Origin of the sequence: Psychrobacter sp. ANT_H59 (assembly GCF_008369225.1) — a bacterium.
GTDB classification, from domain to species: domain Bacteria; phylum Pseudomonadota; class Gammaproteobacteria; order Pseudomonadales; family Moraxellaceae; genus Psychrobacter; species Psychrobacter cryohalolentis.
The window spans coordinates 149,685-168,713 of record NZ_VOBE01000006.1; the positions used below are offsets into that span (position 1 = coordinate 149,685).

General features: G+C 42.4%; 11 protein-coding genes and 2 tRNA genes. 11 read left to right on the forward strand and 2 right to left on the reverse strand.

Going from position 1 to position 19,029, the window contains the following annotated elements:
* Nucleotides 1-83 precede the first annotated feature (83 nt).
* The 11 genes from msrB (at nucleotide 84) to FQ083_RS10895 (ending at nucleotide 16,837) form a co-directional block, all read left to right on the forward strand.
* On the forward strand, nucleotides 84-509 hold the full coding sequence (gene msrB, locus FQ083_RS10845) for a peptide-methionine (R)-S-oxide reductase MsrB (RefSeq protein WP_011513043.1): 426 nt from the start codon (nucleotides 84-86) through the stop codon (nucleotides 507-509).
* A gap of 163 nt (nucleotides 510-672) precedes the next feature.
* A complete protein-coding gene (locus tag FQ083_RS10850; RefSeq protein ID WP_149409861.1) occupies nucleotides 673-1,158 on the forward strand; it encodes a glutathione peroxidase in 486 nt (161 codons plus the stop codon).
* 223 nt (nucleotides 1,159-1,381) lie between these two features.
* A tRNA-Val gene (locus FQ083_RS10855) sits at nucleotides 1,382-1,457 on the forward strand.
* 65 nt (nucleotides 1,458-1,522) lie between these two features.
* Nucleotides 1,523-1,599, forward strand: a tRNA-Asp gene (locus tag FQ083_RS10860).
* Nucleotides 1,600-2,214: 615 nt separating this feature from the next.
* Nucleotides 2,215-4,017 (forward strand): ShlB/FhaC/HecB family hemolysin secretion/activation protein, encoded by a 1,803-nt coding sequence (locus FQ083_RS10865; RefSeq protein WP_149409862.1) that lies wholly within the window; start codon nucleotides 2,215-2,217, stop codon nucleotides 4,015-4,017.
* 80 nt (nucleotides 4,018-4,097) lie between these two features.
* Nucleotides 4,098-11,975: a hemagglutinin repeat-containing protein gene (locus FQ083_RS10870; RefSeq protein WP_149409863.1), complete on the forward strand. Its 7,878-nt coding sequence runs from the start codon at nucleotides 4,098-4,100 to the stop codon at nucleotides 11,973-11,975.
* On the forward strand, nucleotides 11,959-12,381 hold the full coding sequence (gene cdiI / locus FQ083_RS10875) for a ribonuclease toxin immunity protein CdiI (protein ID WP_149409864.1): 423 nt from the start codon (nucleotides 11,959-11,961) through the stop codon (nucleotides 12,379-12,381). Before FQ083_RS10870 ends, cdiI begins: the two co-directional genes overlap by 17 nt.
* A 192-nt stretch (nucleotides 12,382-12,573) precedes the next feature.
* Nucleotides 12,574-15,261, forward strand: a complete 2,688-nt coding sequence (locus tag FQ083_RS10880) for a hemagglutinin repeat-containing protein (RefSeq protein ID WP_188004107.1) — start codon at nucleotides 12,574-12,576, stop codon at nucleotides 15,259-15,261.
* Nucleotides 15,258-15,791 carry a hypothetical protein gene (locus FQ083_RS10885; RefSeq protein WP_149409866.1) on the forward strand — a complete coding sequence of 178 codons (534 nt, stop codon included), beginning with the start codon at nucleotides 15,258-15,260 and terminating at the stop codon, nucleotides 15,789-15,791. The genes FQ083_RS10880 and FQ083_RS10885 overlap by 4 nt, the downstream gene beginning before the upstream one ends.
* Nucleotides 15,792-15,808: 17 nt before the next feature.
* Nucleotides 15,809-16,213: a hypothetical protein gene (locus FQ083_RS10890; protein ID WP_149409867.1), complete on the forward strand. Its 405-nt coding sequence runs from the start codon at nucleotides 15,809-15,811 to the stop codon at nucleotides 16,211-16,213.
* A 150-nt stretch (nucleotides 16,214-16,363) separates the two neighbouring features.
* On the forward strand, nucleotides 16,364-16,837 hold the full coding sequence (locus FQ083_RS10895) for a hypothetical protein (RefSeq protein ID WP_149409868.1): 474 nt from the start codon (nucleotides 16,364-16,366) through the stop codon (nucleotides 16,835-16,837).
* A gap of 685 nt (nucleotides 16,838-17,522) precedes the next feature.
* Here FQ083_RS10895 and FQ083_RS10900 read toward each other — a convergent pair.
* Together FQ083_RS10900 and FQ083_RS10905 are read right to left on the reverse strand one after the other, a co-directional pair.
* The gene (locus FQ083_RS10900; protein ID WP_149409869.1) at nucleotides 17,523-18,008 is read right to left on the reverse strand and encodes a DUF305 domain-containing protein; all 486 of its coding nucleotides are present in this window, start codon (nucleotides 18,006-18,008) and stop codon (nucleotides 17,523-17,525) included.
* 27 nt (nucleotides 18,009-18,035) lie between these two features.
* Complete coding sequence (locus tag FQ083_RS10905) at nucleotides 18,036-19,025, reverse strand: copper resistance protein B (RefSeq protein ID WP_410477368.1); 990 nt, start codon at nucleotides 19,023-19,025, stop codon at nucleotides 18,036-18,038.
* Nucleotides 19,026-19,029: the final 4 nt, after the last annotated feature.

The window sequence follows — 19,029 nt, forward strand, 5'->3', positions numbered from 1 at the left end:
TTTTTATAAAAAATAGCGATAAAGCCTCGATAAACCATTACTCACGATAGAGTAGACAATCAGTCATTCCATAAGGATACGTTATGCAAGACAATCAACTGAGCAAAGAAGAAATCAGCCAATTGACCGAGGCTGACTGGAAAGAGCGCTTAAGTGCGGAGGAGTATCATGTGCTGCGCGAGAAGGGCACAGAGCGACCATTTACAGGCGTTTACAACGATATTAATGATAAGGGCATTTATCGTTGTAAAGGCTGCGGTGCTAACTTGTTTGAATCAGACAATAAGTTTGATGCAGGGTGCGGTTGGCCAAGCTTTGATCAAGGTATCGATAATAGCGCCATCGATGAGCATGTCGATGATTCGCTAGGCATGCGCCGTACTGAAGTGACTTGCAGCAATTGTGGCGCGCATTTGGGCCATGTATTCCCTGACGGTCCAAGTGAGACCACTGGCATGCGCTATTGCATCAACTCGTTGTCTATCGATTTAGATAAGTCTGAAGAATAGTGACAGCGGCGTGTAAGTTAACGAGGTAGTAGTAAAAAGAGTAGGGAGTATTGATATCTCTCTACTTATTATTAATATCAGTAAGTTTATTAATAACAGTGTCTTAAGTACTATAGTGCATAATGCTTGATAGCGAAAAAAATAACTCATCTAAGGATGAATAATGACTACTATTTATGATTTTAGTGCTGAGCGTATCGATGGCATGACGCAAAATTTCTCTGACTATAAAGATCAAATGTTGCTAATTGTTAATACCGCAAGCAAGTGTGGCTTTACGCCACAGTTTGAAGGCTTAGAAGTGCTGTATCAGCAATATAAAGATCAAGGTTTGGTAATTATCGGTTTTCCCTGTAATCAATTCGGCAATCAAGATCCTGCTAATAATGATGAAATTGGCGCATTTTGCCAAAAGAACTATGGTGTCAGCTTTCCAATGATGGCAAAAGTCGACGTCAATGGTGGTGATGCTCATCCTGTGTTTGAATGGCTAAAAAATCAAAAAGGCGGGCTTCTCACAGACGGTATCAAATGGAATTTCACTAAGTTTTTAATTGATAGTAAAGGGCAGGTAATTGCTCGTTATGCACCAACGACCAAACCTGAAGCGCTCAAGGCTGATATAGAACAAGCGCTGGCGGCAAAGTAAGTACTAGAGTGAAAAAGATTAACTATTCTGCGAAATTATAAAATCAATTAAAACAGATGCTTATAAATTTAATCAAGAAAATAAGCAAAAATCTGCGATAAATATCAAAATAGTGTTTGACAGCCATGTGTAAATCTATATAATACACTCCCACAGCAGCAGAGCTTAGTGACAAACTTAGAGCTCAGTTGATGTTGAATAAATTGCTTAGCAATTGTTCGAAGGGTGATTAGCTCAGTTGGTAGAGCGTCTGCCTTACACGCAGAATGTCGGCGGTTCGAATCCGTCATCACCCACCACTATTTAGTATAGCGTTACTCTAAAGTAGTAAGCTAAGTGGTTAAATAAACTAAGTACGACCTAAGCAGCGGTAGTTCAGTTGGTTAGAATACCGGCCTGTCACGCCGGGGGTCGCGGGTTCGAGTCCCGTCCGCTGCGCCATATTTAAAACGAATTTAAACTCTCGAGTTTAAGCAAGTTTCGCCTCAAACATTAGATTGTTTGAGGTTTTTTTGTGTTTGGATTTCATCGCGAAGCCATTATTTATATAGGCTGTATGCTTTTCTTCTGTGATTAGATCTATATTATTGGAGCCTTAGCATTGTTAGTTAGTGTTGAGTTTTAAGACTTGTTTGGCTATATTTCAAGGTAGATTCACTATTAATCACGAATGGTGTTTACCGATGGTTCGAACATAATGATATTATCTACATCCAGCTTGCACGCGTGTGTAGCCAAACGAGGCGTTACTTGAGCTTTCAAAGCCTGACATTAAACTATGGAAGCTTAGCAAATATAAATCAAATCAAAAATCTACGTTATAGCAATTGATATCTAAACTGCTCAATTTAAATACTTATCCGCGGCATAAATCTTTATAGGAACAAGCCTTGTATAGATAAGATTATTCTCATAAAGAAGTATTCATTTAACACAAAATCAGCATTCAAAATTATCATTAAAACAATGAAGTAGGCATTAATATACAATACAAAAAAAGCTTGCAATGAGCTGCCATCAATAGCATAATTTTTTCACTATAAAAATGGTGGACTTATGTATACAAGTATTTTTGATCAGAATAGAGCAGGACATGGGTGGCGGTTTTTATCGATCAGTGTGACGGGTATTTTGATGAGCATGGCCGCTCAGGCTATCACGCCTGAGCAATACCAAGAGCAGCGTAGCGAAGCTTTAAAGCAACAACAGCTCGTTAATCCCAATGTCACGATCGATACCAACGTCTTCAAACCTGCGCCTTCATCCTCTATCACACCTTCTGCTTTTGAGGGTACTGACCCAGCTTCTCTTCCCTGTTTTGATATCAATCACATTTATCTAACCGGCGAGCTGAGCGAGAAGTTCACTTTTGCATTGACCCCTTTTACAATCGGTAAGTCCTCCTTACTTGGCAGCTGTTTATCGGTCAATGACATCAACAGACTAGTCACCAACGTTCAAAACCGCATTATTGAAGAAGGCTACGTGACCACTCGCGTCTTAGTACAAAACCAAAACCTTAAATCTGGCAATCTATTCCTCACCCTCATTCCTGGACGTATCGATCAGATAACTGCGGTCGATATTAAAGCCAGTCGTCCTATTTATGTCGATAGCCGCCTTAATAGTGGGAGCAACCCTGCCAACTTTGCGCCTGCCATGCCAATGCGCTCCGGTGATTTATTAAACGTTCGTGATATTGAACAAGCGCTTGAGAACTTTAAGCGTGTGCCTACGGCCGATGCAGATTTCTCCATTGCGCCAAGTAGCCGTATGACAACGCCGGGTTATAGTGATATTGCAGTCAAGTGGCAGCAAGACAAGCGCTGGCGCTTATCTGCCTCTGTTGATGACTCAGGTCAAGAGAGCACTGGCGTCTATCAAGGTAATGTGACTTTGTCACTCGACAACCCGACTTGGCATAACGATTTGTTGTACCTCTCTTATAACCATGATCTTGATGGCGGTAATGACAGGAATGATGGCAGTTGGGGCTACAACGTTGGGTATGTATTACCCATTGATAATACCCAACTGACCCTGACGCACAGCGGTTACAACTATGATCAGACGGTTGCCGGTGCCAATCAAGATTATGTCTATAGCGGTGAATCTTATAACACGGAAGCATTAGTCAGCCACTTGGTCCACCGTGACAATCATAGTAAAACCTACCTAAAAGTAGGTGGTTATGCCAAGCAGCAAAACAACTATATCGATGATACCGAAGTTGAAGTACAGCGCCGTCGCACTGCAGGGTATAAAGCAGGTATAGGTTACGAGACCATCATTGGCAAAACCCAATGGATAGGCGATGTGATCTATCAGCGTGGTACGGCTGCCTTTAATGCTATTAGTCCGCCTGAAGCCTTGTTTAACGAAGGCAGTGCGCGTGCCGGTATCATCAAAACCAACATTGATGTCAATCAACCTATCAAGCTTGCTGATAAAGCGCTCAATTACCATGCAGCGTTCAAAGGGCAATATGCGACAGAGGCATTGACACCCAATGAGCGCTTTAGCATTGGTGGTCGCTATAGTGTACGAGGCTTTGATGGTGAGCGTAGCTTAAGTGGCGATCATGGTGCGCTATTAAGACAAGAGCTGAGTGCCTATCTAGGAGATAAGCCGCATGCGGTTTATGCCGGTATTGATGCCGGTTATGTCAAGCTCGACAATGCTGCACAAGATGATCTACTGCTTGGTAATCATCTGGTTGGCGGAGTCGTTGGCGTTAAAGGCTATGTCACGCCGATTAGAACCAGCTATGATTTATTTGCCGGTTACCCATTAGCCCAGCCCGATAATTTTAGTGATAAAGAGTGGGTAACGGGCTTTAGCTTGGGTTGGCAGTATTAAGAATCGCCTTTAAGCGTTATCAAATTTCTTAGCTCAAAAAAATATTTGTCATAAACAGTGCTATACCTAAGGACATCATTATGAACAGTGGTTGCTACCGAGTTATCTTTAATAAAGCCCGTGGTATGTTGATGGTGGTATCAGAGGCGGCACGCTCTCAAGGCAAAACAGGTAATCCTGCTAATAGCGGTAGTAAAATAAGCCAAGTAGCAGGCGCTTCGCAAACGGCTACTCAAATAAATAGCACCTATCAAGGCGGTCGGCTTATAGCCCTGCGCTCACATGTATTATTGGCGTTAGGGCTTGCCACCATCGTTGCTAGCAGCGTCAGTATCAGTAATAGCGCTTATGCTGATGCCACGAGTATTGTCGCTGATCGTAACGCTGCTGCCAATCAACAAGCAACCATATTAAAGTCTTCAAACGGCACCACTCAAGTGAATATTCAAGCCCCAAGCGCGGCTGGCGTCTCACGTAACGTCTTTAGTCAGTTTGATGTCGGTGCTGATGGCACTATTATAAATAATAGTCGCACCAATGCTCAGACGCAGCTTGCTGGTTGGGTTGAAGGTAATCCGTATCTGGCTCGCGGTGAAGCCCGTGTTATTTTAAATGAGGTTAATTCAAGTGATCCAAGTCGCCTATCAGGCTACACTGAAATTGCAGGCGGACGAGCGGAGCTGGTGATTGCCAATCCTGCTGGTATCAGTTGTGCCGGCTGCGGCTTTATCAATGCATCGCGCACCACGCTAACGACGGGTCAAGCCCTGATGGATCAAGGCAAGCTAACTGGCTTTGATGTGTCAGGTGGTAAGGTTCGTATAGACGGTGATGGTTTGGATACCAGCGGCTCTGACTACACACAGATTATAGCTAAGACCTCTGAGATTAATGCTGCTATCTACGCTAAGAATTTAGATGTGATCACTGGCAGCAATAAAGTCAGTTATGAGGCTAATGCTGCAGATACCGTGATTACGCCAACGAGCAGTGCAACCAATGGTAATGCTAGCAACACTACAACCGGTGTGGCGCTTGATGTGTCGGCACTTGGGGCGATGTATGCAGGAAAAATCCGTCTGATCGGTACCGATAAAGGCATGGGTGTGACCAATGCGGGTAGCATCATTGCAAGCTCTGGTGGCTTACAATTAGACAATGATGGTAACTTGATCAACTCAGGCAGCCTGATTGCCAATCAAGGTAAGGTTGATATCGCCACTAAAGGTTTCAGCGTTGATAACTCGGGCACTATCGCCAGCAGTCGAGATGCGGCAACGCTCAGTAGTAGCTCGCTTGATAATAGCGGCGTGATCAGTAGCCGAGGCACCTTAAGCTTGCAGCAAACAGGCACTATCGATAACTCAGGTGAGATCGCCACTGGTAGCTTTGATGTAAAAGCTAACGCTCTAAATAATAGCGGTAAATTATTGCAAACTGGCAGTGGTCAACTGGCAATTGATACCAGCGCTTTAGTTAATCAACAAGGCGGTACTATCGGACAAGATTTATATGCTGACGCCAGCATTCCGCCTACCGTCATTCCTACCAAAAAACTACCAACGACTGCGACTAATGGCAGCAGTGTGGGTATAGATAATAACGATACGACGCAGCCGTCTGAGCCCAATCCTGTACCACTACCTGTTATCTCCCGTGATGGTAATATCAGCGCCAGTAATGTCACTAACACTGGTAGTATTTATAGTAATGGTAAAATTAACATCGCTACCGACACTGTGGTTAACCAAGGCAAATCCAGCTTAGCCGTCAGTCGCTTAGATATTGCTAATAACGGCAGCCTAACCAATAACGGTAGCCGTTTGCAGTTTGAGAACATCGACTGGCAGTTGGCAAACTTCGATAACAGTAAAGGTCAAATCACAGCGACTAATACTATCTCCATTACTTCTGCCGATCAGGTTAATAATACTAAAGGTACTATCGAGGCTTTCGGTAATATTAAGCTTAACGCACAAAACATGCTAGATAATACCAGTGGTTCAATACGCTCTAATGGCCCCATAACGACGCAAAGCGCAGCGTTTGATAACAATGAAGGAGAGCTTAGCAGTCAAGGGGATATCATTCTTGATAGCCGTGGTAACTTGACCAATACTAAAGGTCGTATCCAAAGCGACAAAAGTCTAACTATTAATGCCAAAGGCTTTAGCAATACTGATGGCACTATCATTGGTGTACAACGTGCTGATATTAGTGTCACTGACGATATCACTATCAACAGTCGCAATAGTAATATTCAAGGCACTAACCTAGCCTTAACGAGCCAAGGCAACTTTAGCAATAGCAGCAAACTGGCGGCTCAAGACGCGCTCACTATTAAGGCCAACAGTATTGACAATAAGCTTGGGGGTGAGCTGATCAGTAATGGCATAACTGAACTCAATGCAAAAACTGATATCAATAATCGCGGATTAATCAATGGCTTAAATACCTACTTAGATGCTGGCAGTACTGTCAATAATTATAGTGGTGGTCGTGTCTACGGTGATCAGGTTGCGATAGCGGCTAACACGCTCAATAATACTCCGGACGCCATTACTAATACTGATAACTCAACTCCTGCACCTGTCATCGCGGCCCGCAATCGACTAGATATCGGCGTCACTACCCTAAACAATAATCCCAATCAGGCGCGCGCTGGTAAGTTTAATACAGACTTTAATGGTCAAGCTCGTCTGCTGAGTAATGGCGAGCTGCATATCGGCGGCAGCTTAGATGCTAATCATCAAACTATAGGCCGTGCCACTACGGTGACCAATAAAGGCGCTTCTATCGAGTCTGTCGGTGATATGAGTATCAGTACTGATACACTCAATAATGTTAATGCGGACTTTAAAACTCAAGCATTTACCATCGAAGAGAATAAAGGGAAGCAACAATTTTCTGATGGTAGAGATAGTAAAAAATATGATAGAAGCGAAGTCGAATTCCGTGACGATAAAAAATTAAAGAACGAAGATCTATACATAATTGCTACCAATAAACCTTTAGGCGACAGTGGTGGAGAAGATTTTTGGCGTTTTGATTTTGATGAGCGCATTACTGAGGACAGAACCGTAGTATCAGATCCTTCTAAAATTATAGCTGGTGGTGTTATTAGCTTACAAGGGGATGAGCTCAACAATGATAAAAGCCAGCTTGGACTCGGTGAAGGGTTTGTAGTCACTGGAGATACGGTTAAAAATGTCGGAGAGTCCGATTTACAAGGATTTAAAACTAGATATGTTGAAAATGGTAAAGTTGTTTATCGACATGTTGAATCCGACGGCTTCTTTGGTGATGATCACAAGATTGAAGAAGATAATAAAGGACCTTATCTTCAAGCCCCTGAGCGAATAGAGTCTTATCAGCTACCTATCCTAAAGCAAGATAGTGACAAAGTCGTGATTGCTCATGACGTTACAGATACGGGTAACCAGCAGATAGATAAAGGGGCAATCGATGAGATACGCAGCAGTGATAGTGCGCCCACGCTACCCAATAGTAGCTTATACGGCACCAACCCTGACAGTAATGCTGACTATTTGATCGAGACTGATCCCGCCTTCGCTAATTACAAGAACTGGCTGTCATCTGGTTATATGTTGGATCGACTTCAGCTAGATCCCACTATCACCCAAAAGCGTCTGGGGGATGGCTACTACGAGCAGCAGTATATCCGCGATCAAATCATGATGCTGACAGGTCGCTACTATCTTGCCGACTATAACAATCAAGACATCCAGTATAAAGGACTCATGGATGCTGGTGTCACTGCCGCGCAGACTTTAAATCTACGTCCCGGTATCGCTCTCACCGCAAGCCAAGTCGCTAATCTAACCACAGATATCGTTTGGCTCGTACAGCAGGATGTCACCTTAGCTGACGGTACTACCCAAAGCGTCTTAGTTCCTAAAATCTACACCCGTCAAGCGGTGGGTCAAATAGATGGTACTGGTAATCTAATCGCTGCTAATAATATCGACATGCAGCTTACGGACGATCTGAACAACCAAGGCAGTATTGTCGGTCATAAACAGGTCAAGATTAATGTCAGCAACTTGACTAATCAAAACGGTGGCGTTATTGCAGGCGACTATGTTCAAATCGGCACGGTTAACGACTTAAATAACCTTGGCGGCACCTTGCAAGCGGACAACGCCATGCAACTTAACGTCGGTGGCGACCTGAATAACCAAAGCACCACCTACAAAACCGAAGCTGTTAAAGGGGCTAGTACAAGCAGTCGCACAGGTATCAATCAGATAGCCAGCATCTACGTTGGCGATGGCTTCAAAGGACAAGTAGACGCTGATGGTAAGCCATTAACGACTTTCGTCGCCAATGTTGGCGGTAATACCACCTTTGCCGCTGGCCGTCTTGATAACCTTGGCGGTAGTAGCGTTATTAACACCCAAGGAGACGTTGCTCTTGATGCCGTTAATGTCAGCTATCAGTCCAATAGCATTGGCGATGCTAACAACTACTACAAACAAGGCGCCTCTCAAGACATTGGTAGCCAGCTAAACAGTAACAACGACCTTATTATCAAAGCAGGTAATGACGTCACTGGCACTGCCGCTCAAATAAATAGTGATAATGGCACCGTTGGCGTCATTGCAGGCAATGACGTTATCTTTAGTGAGGGTCGTAGCACCCAGAACCTAAATACAGCCGTCAAAACGGTTGATAAAGGTACCTTTAGTACTACTAGAACCCAAGATCGCTTTGACTCACAAAGCGATAACGCCATTGCTAGCAACATTGAAGGCAATCAAGTCGCTATTCAAGCGGGTAATGACATCAGCCTAACGGGCACCAACGCCATCAGTGACAAAGGCATTAGTCTCACTGCAAGCAGCAACATCGACATTCTAGCCGCGCAAAACACTTCAAGCGAAAGCACCTTTAGTCAAACCAAAAAATCAGGACTGTTTGGCGCTAGTGGCGGACTTGGCTTTACCATTGGCAAGCAGCAAACCGATGACAGCAATACCAAAACCTCCCTCACTCATACCGCCAGCAACATTGGTGCCATTGATGGCAACGTCCTCATTGATGCAGGTGGCACCTATCAGCAGACGGGCAGCAACCTCGTCGCTGGAATGGGTGCTGACAGCAACAAAGATATAACAGACTCCGATCGCGGCAACACCGTTGTTCGTGCCAAACAGATCAACATTGACAATACCATGGACGTCTACACCAACCAAAGCGAGCAGAAATTTAAGCAAAGTGGCTTTACCGTTTCCGTCACTAACAGCCTCGTTGACAATGCAAAGAGTATCGATAACCTCATTGACGCGGGTGGTAATACAGGCAGCACGCGCATGAAAGGCATGGCAGCCGTCGCTGGTGTCCTTAAGACAAAAGCCTTAGCCGAGCAAGGATCAGATGCGTTAACTGCGTTACAAGGTGGCCAGCTACAAGACATGGGCAGCACCCGCATACAAGCCACCATCGGCTCATCAAAAAGCCAATCGAACAGCAGCAGCGTCACTGAAAAAAACCAAGGCTCAAGCATCAACACCAACAACCTAGCGCTTATCGCCACAGGGGCAGGCACAGACAGCGACATCAATGTTAACGGCAGCGATCTAACCGTCAGTAATGACGCCCTATTCAAAGCCGACAACGACTTCAACGTCAATGGCGTCGCGCAAAACAGCCAAACCCGCAGTAACAACAAAAGCTCAAGTACCGCCCTTGGTGTTTATGCCGCCACCAACCCAGGCAAAGATGCCAGCTATGGCATCACCGCCAGTGCCAGCAAAGCCAAAGGCCATGCCAATAGCGACAGTACCACTTATGCCAACAGTCATATCAACGTTGGCGGCACGACTACCTTTGACATTGGCCGAGATGTCAACATCAAAGGCGGCGTCCTCAACACCGACAAGATACAAGGCAGCATTGGTGGTGACATGACCATTGAATCACTACGAGACACCGCCACCTATGACAGCAAACAAAAGAACATGGGCTTTAATGCTGATATTGCTATAAAAGGAGTCGGCTCTAGTCTTTCGGTCAATGGCGGAAAAACCAATTTTAACTCTGACTACAAAGCCGTTGGCGAGCAGTCAGGCCTCTTTACAGGCGATGGTGGCTTTGATCTGACCGCTGGCGGTAAAACCACGCTCATAGGCGGGGCGATTACCACTACTGAAAAAGCATTGGCTGCTGGACGTAATAATTATGAAAGTCTTGGTGGCATTACCACGCAAGACATCAAGAACACCACCAACTATGACGGTGATGCCATCCAAGTGGGTGTGAGCATCGGTAGTACTGATAATAAACCGCAAGCAAGTATGAACGGCCTAGGTTATGGTACAGATAGCGATAGTGATAGCAGTGTGACTCGCGCTGGTATTACGGGTGTCGCTGGGAACAGTAAGATCACGACCGATAACCGTGCCGAGTATGCAGGTATCCTTGAGAATAGCTTTGATGCTGGTCAAGTGAATGAGGAGCTGGCAGCTCAGACGCAGATTACGCAGGAGTTTGGCAAGGAAGCACCGAAGGCCGTGGCTGAGTTTTCACAAAATCGTATGGATGCTATTAGAGCCAATCCCAATCTGAGTGCTGATGAAAAGATGGCAGCCATCAGCAAATGGGATGAAGGTGGTATTTATAGAGTGGCTGCTCATACGGCGCTTGGTGCCTTAGGGACAGGTAGTGTAGAAGGCGCATTAACGACAGGTGGTGTCGCAGCAGCAGCGCCTACTATCAACAACCTTGAAGCTAAAATGAGAGATGCGCTTGTTGCTCAGGGTATGGATGCGGATACTGCAAGTAATGCAACTAAAGGTATTACCAGTCTGGCATTGGCAGGAGCAGGAGTTGCTGCTGGACTGGATACAGCCAGTACTATTAATGGGGTCAATGTCGATGCGAATAATAGGCAGCTACATTGGAGTGAGATGCAGAAACTGAATGAGTCAGCAAAAGATCTTGCTAGCAAATATGGAAGAGGTGTTGAATACTGGAAAAGTCTTCTTTATGCAGTTACCTATGCTGAACTTGATAAAAAAGGAAATGATAGATTAGCTACATTCAAAAAAGATTTTGCTAAACCAGCTTATAGTCAAAACGCTCAAGCATTTGAAAAAATTATTGAAAATGATATAGCAATAGCTCAAAAATCTTATAGCACCTTAAAAACTAAATATGGCAATGTAGAGCTAGAGAAAGACCGCAATACCTCTGTAAGCCAAAATAAGCCAATTTATATGTTTGACGATAGTGGTTACTATAATGAAAATAGTATTTATGGCACTTATGGTGGTAGCTATCAAGGTAATAGAAACAACCAAAAAGACTTTAATAAAGTTGCCAAAAATATCAACAACCAGATGTCAGATATAGCGACTCGCGATGATAGAATAGAACCACTTTATCCAGAGCAGTATTATATTCCTTTGAGTGAGCTTAAAGCAGCGGGTGCTGCCGGAATATCAGCTGCTAAGTTGATATCTCAAAAGAAGGTAAGAGAACAGCTTTTAGAAAATTTGAAAGGTCTTAGTGTTAATAATAACTTAAAGTACCATTTGGCTAATGCAGATGGGTTTACTCGAGCAAAAGGTATAAGTGGTGGTCATAATCGAATTCACTTTGAAGCAGAACTAAAAAAGCAAGGTGGTAGAGTTGCATCGGAGACTCCTACAGGTGTCGATGGTATAGTAACAGTCAAATATGAGATTCCTAAGTTTGATAGAGCTGGTAATAGAGATGGTTGGAAATCTATAAAGGATCCTAAAACTATTTACGATCCTACTAAGTTTTCAGATTCTAAAATGCTGGATATGGGGATAGATGCAGCAGTTCAGAAATACAATGCTGAATTTATTAAACTAGGTAAAACAAGTTATAACTCCTCTATCAATGGAGTGTCATTTCGAGTCTATATAGATTCAGAAACAGGAGCAATAACTAATGTCCATCCAAGATGATTTTTATTATAAGCCTAATCATTCAGATGATTTATATTTTTTCTATGACTGGCGTTTATGTAGCGGTGAAAAGCTAAATCAAACCATAAACGGTTGTTTTAGTATATTTTATGCGGATGGAATTTTTCTAGAATCTATTCATACAGTTTTATCAGAGTATGATAGTACAGGTGTAGAAGGTTGTTACTGGTATTATCCCGATGTAAACAGTCCTTATCCTGAAGATGTTTTTGATGGAGTTTGTTTTGAAATAGGATTTGACGATCCAAATACAAAATTTTATGTAACAGAGCAAGTTAGTTTTGATTATGCAAGAAAAGCATGTAAGCGTTTCTTAGAGCTTCATCCAGAACATAGTGAATTTTTAACAAATATAATCGAGAATTGGCAGCCTTTGAATCCTTAGCTACAACTTACTTAGACTAAAAAATACGATACTTAGTATGTAATTTTGAGTTATTAATAGAAAATGAAGAACAGGTAGACTATATTGAGCTTTTGAATAGAATAATAGTATTTATTAATATGGATTTATATTGGTACTTATAACTGTTTGAAATAAGCTTGATTAGGTAAAAGCCACGATACTAAAAAGATCGTGGCTTTTTTATATTTCTACACCAACAGCCAAATCAACGTTGGCGGCACCACCACCTTCGACATTGGCAGAGATGTCAACATCAAAGGCGGCGTCCTCAACACCGACAAGATACAAGGTAACATCGGTGGTGACATGACCATCGAATCGCTACAAGACACCGCCACCTATGACAGCAAACAAAAGAACATGGGCTTTAGTGCAGATCTTGATCTTGCCAAAGGCACAGGTTCTAGCCTCTCCGTCAATGGCGGTAAGAGTAACGTCGATGCGGACTCTAAGATCGTCAATGAACAATCTGGTATTTTCGCCAACCAAGCCGACCTTATCACCCAAGGCAAAGGTACCTTCAAAGGTGGCGTGTTTGTCACCTCAAACGCTGCCCAAGACAATGGCAACAGCAACATCGTCTTTAAACAAGGCGTCACATCAACCGACCTTAAAAACACCACCAGCTATGACGGCGATGCGATCTCTATCGGTCTAAGTGTCGGTAAAACCACAGGTAAACCACAAGCGACCATGAATGGGCTTGGCTATGGTACTGATGGCGATAGCGATAGTAGTATCACCAAAGGCGGGGTCAGTGGCTACAATGATAAAGAAGGCCTCTTCACTACAGACAATCGGGAAGCACTCGCAGGACAGCTTGATGATGTGTTTGATGCAGAGAAGGTGAATGAGGAGCTGGGGGCGCAGACGCAGATTACTAAAGACTTTGGCAAAGAAGCACCAAAGGCAGTGGGAGACTTTGCTAATAATCGTATTAAAGCGATTATAGCGGACACGACGCTTAGTAATGCGGAGAAAAATGCAGCTATTGCCAAATGGGATGAAGGCGGAATCTATCGTGTCGCTGCTCATACGGCGCTTGGTGCATTAGGTACAGGTAGTGTCGAGGGTGCATTAACCACAGGCGGTGTTGCAGCAGCTGCGCCAACGCTCAATGATGTGCAAGCTAAACTAGCTAAAGCACTCATTGATACAGGAATGAGTGAAGATGTAGCCAAAGGTGCCGCAAGTGGTGTGATTAGTTTAACTTTACTAGGTGTTGGCAGTGCCGCTGGACTTGATACGTCGAGTACAGTGACCGCTACTAATGTGGATGCGAACAATAGACAGCTGCATCCACAAGAAAAAGAGTTAGCTAAAGTACTGTTTGAAAAAGCTAAAAAACAAGGGTGGAAAAGAGCAGATGGTAAATCTTATACTCTGCAAGAAATAGAAGATGCCTTACGATGGGCGAACAGTACGAAATATAATGAGAAATATAACGATGATGTAACCATTATAGTCGGCAATAACGCCAAGGGTGCTGCTATTGATAAAGTCATGTATGACAATGGCGTAGGTGCTGATTTTGAATCAAGACTATGGAAAAATACAGCTTCTACTAGTAAGACGACAACCTTCACTCAGAATTTTTCAAATATTAAGAAACCTGATACCAATCTAGTTAACTTAATTCAAAATCAGACAAAAAGTTATGGTTATAGCTGGACTGGCGGTGTGGTTCAACCTTATACAGGAAAGACAGCAGGACCTACTCCAGGCAAACCTAAGCCGCGTGGTAATCAAGCACAGAAGGCCAATCAAAAAGAGTTAGACGCCCGTAATCAAGCCGTTAAGAATGGTGCTGACCTACGTGATGGTAAAAGTATTCAAGCAGTATCAGACAAGACGGTAAATGAAAAAGTGATGCCAGTTGTTCAAGTAGGTGTTGGCACAAGTGAAGTACTAGGGGGTACAGCAGCTTGCGTGACAGGAGTTGGCTGCACAGGAGGAGCTGTATTAATCGCTAATGGCTTAGATAACATGGCCACAGGCGGATCAAACTTTAATAAAAAATCGACTGAGCAAGTGCCTTCTGCTGTGTTAGATGCAGCGGGTGTCTCTAAAGAAACGGCAGGTTGGGTTAAGCTGGGGACTGACTTGGGCGCAGGCGGTGTAGTAGCAAATTTAACTAAGCCGAAGCCTAAAACTTTAACAGTTTCAGAAACGAGAAATACTAGAGTTGAGAATAATTTTAACGCGGATAACTCGGGAGTTGGTAATTCAGCTGTTAGAGATTTCAGTGCAACTACCAATAACCCAGTGGTACACCGTGCAGAGAATATAAATGCTGGTCAGGTGACAGATCGAGATGGTCTACAGCGAATTGACATAGATAAAACTACTAGAACTAAGACACTAAGCGATAATCAAGTTGCCGAAAATATAGGCTTGGAGAATGGCTGGCAACTAGAGAGATGGGCAACACAAAGACCTGCTTGGCAAAATGGTACAACTGTCACTGACCACGTATTAACAGAACCACGTAATTTCTCGATGGTAATAGATCAACGTCAGTTGGATAATATGAGGAATGCCATAGAAGATGGACAAAACCCAGCATCGCATCTTGGGAGCTGGGCAACTGATACACCTGTCAGTTCGGTTGCAGACGTCCGTAATAAGCTTGGTGTACCTGAAGAGTGGAAATCTGGTAACCTATATGTCGTGGAATTTACATCTAAGCCAGGTACTAGAGTGCGTGAGGGCACTGTGGGAGATATGTACAGTACACAAACTAAAGAACGTCTACCAGGCGGAGGTCATCAAGTGGAGTTCAAAGATTATCCAGGCACAAATCTTGATAAGTTTGAAATAAATTTAGAGTCTTTAAAAAACATAGAGTTGCTTAAATGAATGAATTTTTCATAAAGGATATTTTGAGAAAAGTTACTTGTGATGATGGATCTATTTTTACGACAAGTACTATTTTTTCAGTAGGAAGGGATAGGTATCCACATTTGCAACATAGTTGTAAAATAGTTTCTATAGAACACTATATATTATTGGATAATAATAAAGAAATTCATATTCCAGTTTCCGATATTATAGAAGTTTTACCTGATCGCACAGGATTTGTAGTTATTTATAAAGAACAGCCCAGAAAGTTCAGTGAAGCCATTAGTTATCCGTGGTTTTTTAAATATCCCAATAATGCAGCTATTTATAATGCGGATGGTAGCTTACGTTTTCAAATTAAATTGACAGATAACCTCGAAAGTAGCTTGTACATTGAGAGTTTCGCACAAGAATCTATAGAACATCCTGACAAGAACAGTGTGACTATAAACAGTACTACTAACCCTATATATCCTTTTCATACACTTTTTGCAGTGGATCCAAAAAGTCCACAGTTAATTGAAACTGGTCAACAAATACGACGCTAACAAATAGTATACTCATAATGAAAAAAATATTAAAAATCTTTTATTTTTATAAAATGCCAGAAGTATATGCCTTGTATAATCTTGAGAACTATTATTTCGTAATATTTTTGAATGGTGGTCATGGTGGCGGTGATCGAATTGTACAGATCACCAAACAGAGTTTTGAGGAGTTAAAGACCGATAGCTATAACTTTAATCAAATTATCAATAGAGACATTAGGCTCAAAAACCTTGACCAAACAATGAAGGAATACTTATATTTATCTTCATCTGAACCTTATATATTATACACAATTGATAATCGATATTTTATTGAATTATGGAAAAAACAAAGGACAGGACAAAGTCAAGCAATAGAAATTGATGAAAAAGATTTTAATCAATTATTGGATGAGATCATATTACCGAGTCAGATATTATAAGTTTGTATAACTACTTTTCCATGCTATTAATGTTGTTCATATTCAAAAGCTACAATACGCAATATGTATTGTAGCTTTTTTTGTGAACCCTAAAGCAGGCGAATTACGGTAACCCTATCAAAACTAATGACATCATAAAGGTCAAATAATATGAAAGAATTTAATATGAACGAGCAAGAAATTAAACAAGCAGCTATTGAGTTTAAAAAGGCGCTTATAGATTGGAAGTCAAGAGAAAAGATAGCGAGAGTAGCTTCTATTCATCGCCCTGAATGGGTAGAAGAAGATATTCAAAAATCTATTCAATTTAACACCAGACTAGTCAAACCAGTATTAGAAGCATTCGAGCCCATATACCGCCTAGCTATACAGGGTAAAATGGAGAAGCCTTTTTCCTTTCAAAGTTATATGATGACTTATGTTGGTCGAGTACTGGGCGATGAGTTGTCATGGCCTGAAGTTCGTGAGCCGTATCAAAGGATGATTAATAGTTTAAAAGGTGGTCTAACCACAGAGGAGCTAATAGACAGTATTTACTACAGAAATAATTTATTACCCGAGCATTACGACCAAGTGGTTAAAGAAATCGTAGCAGAGGGTTGGAGTCATAATTCGCCACTATAGTTACTAAGAATATTTTTGAGAACATCCCGAGTTCTGTGTATTTGCTATTGCCGATGGACGAGGCGTGAACCCAATCATTAAATATAGGTTGCCCATGCCTCGCACATTTCACGACCATTGAAGAACTCAGGTGTAGAGGCCATGATTTTTATTTGTTAGCTCTTATTGTTTATCATTCCGCACAGGCGTTGCTCTGACCCCTGCCGCTAATCCCGTACAGTTAAACTTGGGACATTTTAATTACGCCGCTTAACAGTAAATCAAGCCACATCTAGTTCAGCGATCGGTAGCCCTTCGCTAACAATGAAACAGTGGGATAGGATTTTTGGAGAGATTAAGGAGGTATATTAAGGCGCTTTTAGCAATACCGATCTAAAATAAAAGTATAAAATATATACTTAAATAAATTAAAAAAGTATAATTTTTATACCTTATAAGTGACCAAAAATGGTATATCTTTCTTGATAAATAACGCTAAACGTCATTTAGATAATTTATAATTAGCCCTTTGTACATAAAGGTTTGTAGGTTAAAGCACTTTAATATACATCAATGAAATATGGTGGGTCTAGCCTGTCACGCCGGGGGTTTTCTTGAAACAGCTTACTCTCTAATAAAGAAATACCTGCATTCATGCAGGTATTTTTTTATTTAATAGCTTTATAATATTTACATACATCATTGTCTATTCCAGCTCTTCGATCAGCGCTTGCATCTCAGCGATTTCACGCTTTTGCGCTTTAATAATATCGTCAGCGAGCTGTTGCACTCTAGGATCTTCGATATCTGCTCTTGAGCTGGTCAAAATAGCAATCGAGTGATGCGGTATCATCGCTTGCATCCAATCGACTTGATCGACAGTTGATTGAGAGCGCACGCCCCAGATACCTATAGCAAAAAGCAACACACTTAGCCCATAAACCATCAAATTAACTTTGGTTTTTTTGTACATATTACCCATAAAGGCCAGCATAATGACGGCCATACCCGCACCCATGTAGAGCGCCATATAAGCTCGGGTTTCACTAAAGTAAACATGACTCCATTCATAAGTATTGAAATACATCATGATGTACATCACAATCGTAGACGTCACTATCATCAGGGTGAACTTGACATAAGGGTTCATGCCCTGTTGATGATTCATGTTGTTTTGATCTGAAGCATTCATAGTATATCTCCTATTACATTAATAATATTAGAACCAGAATTTAACCCCCGCAGTCAAACTACTGCTATCAACTGATTCATTATGTTGACGACGCTGATCTCTAGCACTGCCAAGCGCTGTCTCATAACTCACACCCACATAAGGTGCAAGTTGGCGACTGAATGTCTCATAAGTGAGCCTCATTTCAGCATCCATCTCGTTAAAACCTTTGGTAATATGATTGTCGCTATCCTCTTTACTAAAGGCTGTTAGTCCTATTTCCGGTATCACAACCCAGTGCTGGCTCAAACGCCACTCGTATTCTGCGCCAAGGTCCAATCGAACTTGTCCATCAGAATACAGATAAGCTCTGGCATCGGTTTCAATAAAGTAAGGCATAGTACCGACAATACCCGCCATAATGGCAGGTTTGTCATTTTCGGTATCATAAGCAACACCGGCCTCGCCATTCCAGAAGATACTTAGGGGCTTCCAGTAAGATAGTGAGGTCAGACTATCAATTTCTTTATCACCTTCGGTCTTAATACTACCTTCGCTGCGTAAAGAGAGGCGGCGCTCATCTAGGCCATACCAAGTACTAACCTCATAATTAATCTGATCGTCATCAAACTGATAGCCTAAATCGTCTACAGAAACGCCCCATAATGGCATATCACCCATCATCATAGGCTTACCATACTGTCCATAGGGAACACCGTTTGAATAGTCAGGACTGCGAGCATCAGCTGGAGCTTTACCACCTTGCATACCTGACATATCCATACTGCCATGGTCCATACCCGACATGTCCATGCCACTGTGATCCATACCCGACATGTCCATGCCACTGTGATCCATACCCGACATGTCCATGCCACTGTGATCCATACCCGACATGTCCATGCCACTGTGATCCATATCCGACATATCCATACTGCTATGATCCATATCCGACATATCCATACCAGACATGTCCATACCAGACATGTCCATACCAGACATGTCCATGCCTGACATATCCATGCCGCTATGATTCATACCT

What these genes read in the sequence shown, in the direction of transcription:
- FQ083_RS10865 (WP_149409862.1), top strand. Translation starts at nt 2,215, where the DNA reads ATGTATACAAGTATTTTTGATCAGAATAGAGCAGGACATGGGTGGCGG.
- FQ083_RS10890 (WP_149409867.1), top strand. Translation starts at nt 15,809, where the DNA reads ATGAAAAAAATATTAAAAATCTTTTATTTTTATAAAATGCCAGAAGTA.
- msrB (WP_011513043.1), top strand. Translation starts at nt 84, where the DNA reads ATGCAAGACAATCAACTGAGCAAAGAAGAAATCAGCCAATTGACCGAG.
- FQ083_RS10895 (WP_149409868.1), top strand. Translation starts at nt 16,364, where the DNA reads ATGAAAGAATTTAATATGAACGAGCAAGAAATTAAACAAGCAGCTATT.
- FQ083_RS10905 (WP_410477368.1), bottom strand. Translation starts at nt 19,025, where the DNA reads ATGAATCATAGCGGCATGGATATGTCAGGCATGGACATGTCTGGTATG.
- FQ083_RS10850 (WP_149409861.1), top strand. Translation starts at nt 673, where the DNA reads ATGACTACTATTTATGATTTTAGTGCTGAGCGTATCGATGGCATGACG.
- FQ083_RS10885 (WP_149409866.1), top strand. Translation starts at nt 15,258, where the DNA reads ATGAATGAATTTTTCATAAAGGATATTTTGAGAAAAGTTACTTGTGAT.
- FQ083_RS10900 (WP_149409869.1), bottom strand. Translation starts at nt 18,008, where the DNA reads ATGAATGCTTCAGATCAAAACAACATGAATCATCAACAGGGCATGAAC.
- cdiI (WP_149409864.1), top strand. Translation starts at nt 11,959, where the DNA reads ATGTCCATCCAAGATGATTTTTATTATAAGCCTAATCATTCAGATGAT.
- FQ083_RS10870 (WP_149409863.1), top strand. Translation starts at nt 4,098, where the DNA reads ATGAACAGTGGTTGCTACCGAGTTATCTTTAATAAAGCCCGTGGTATG.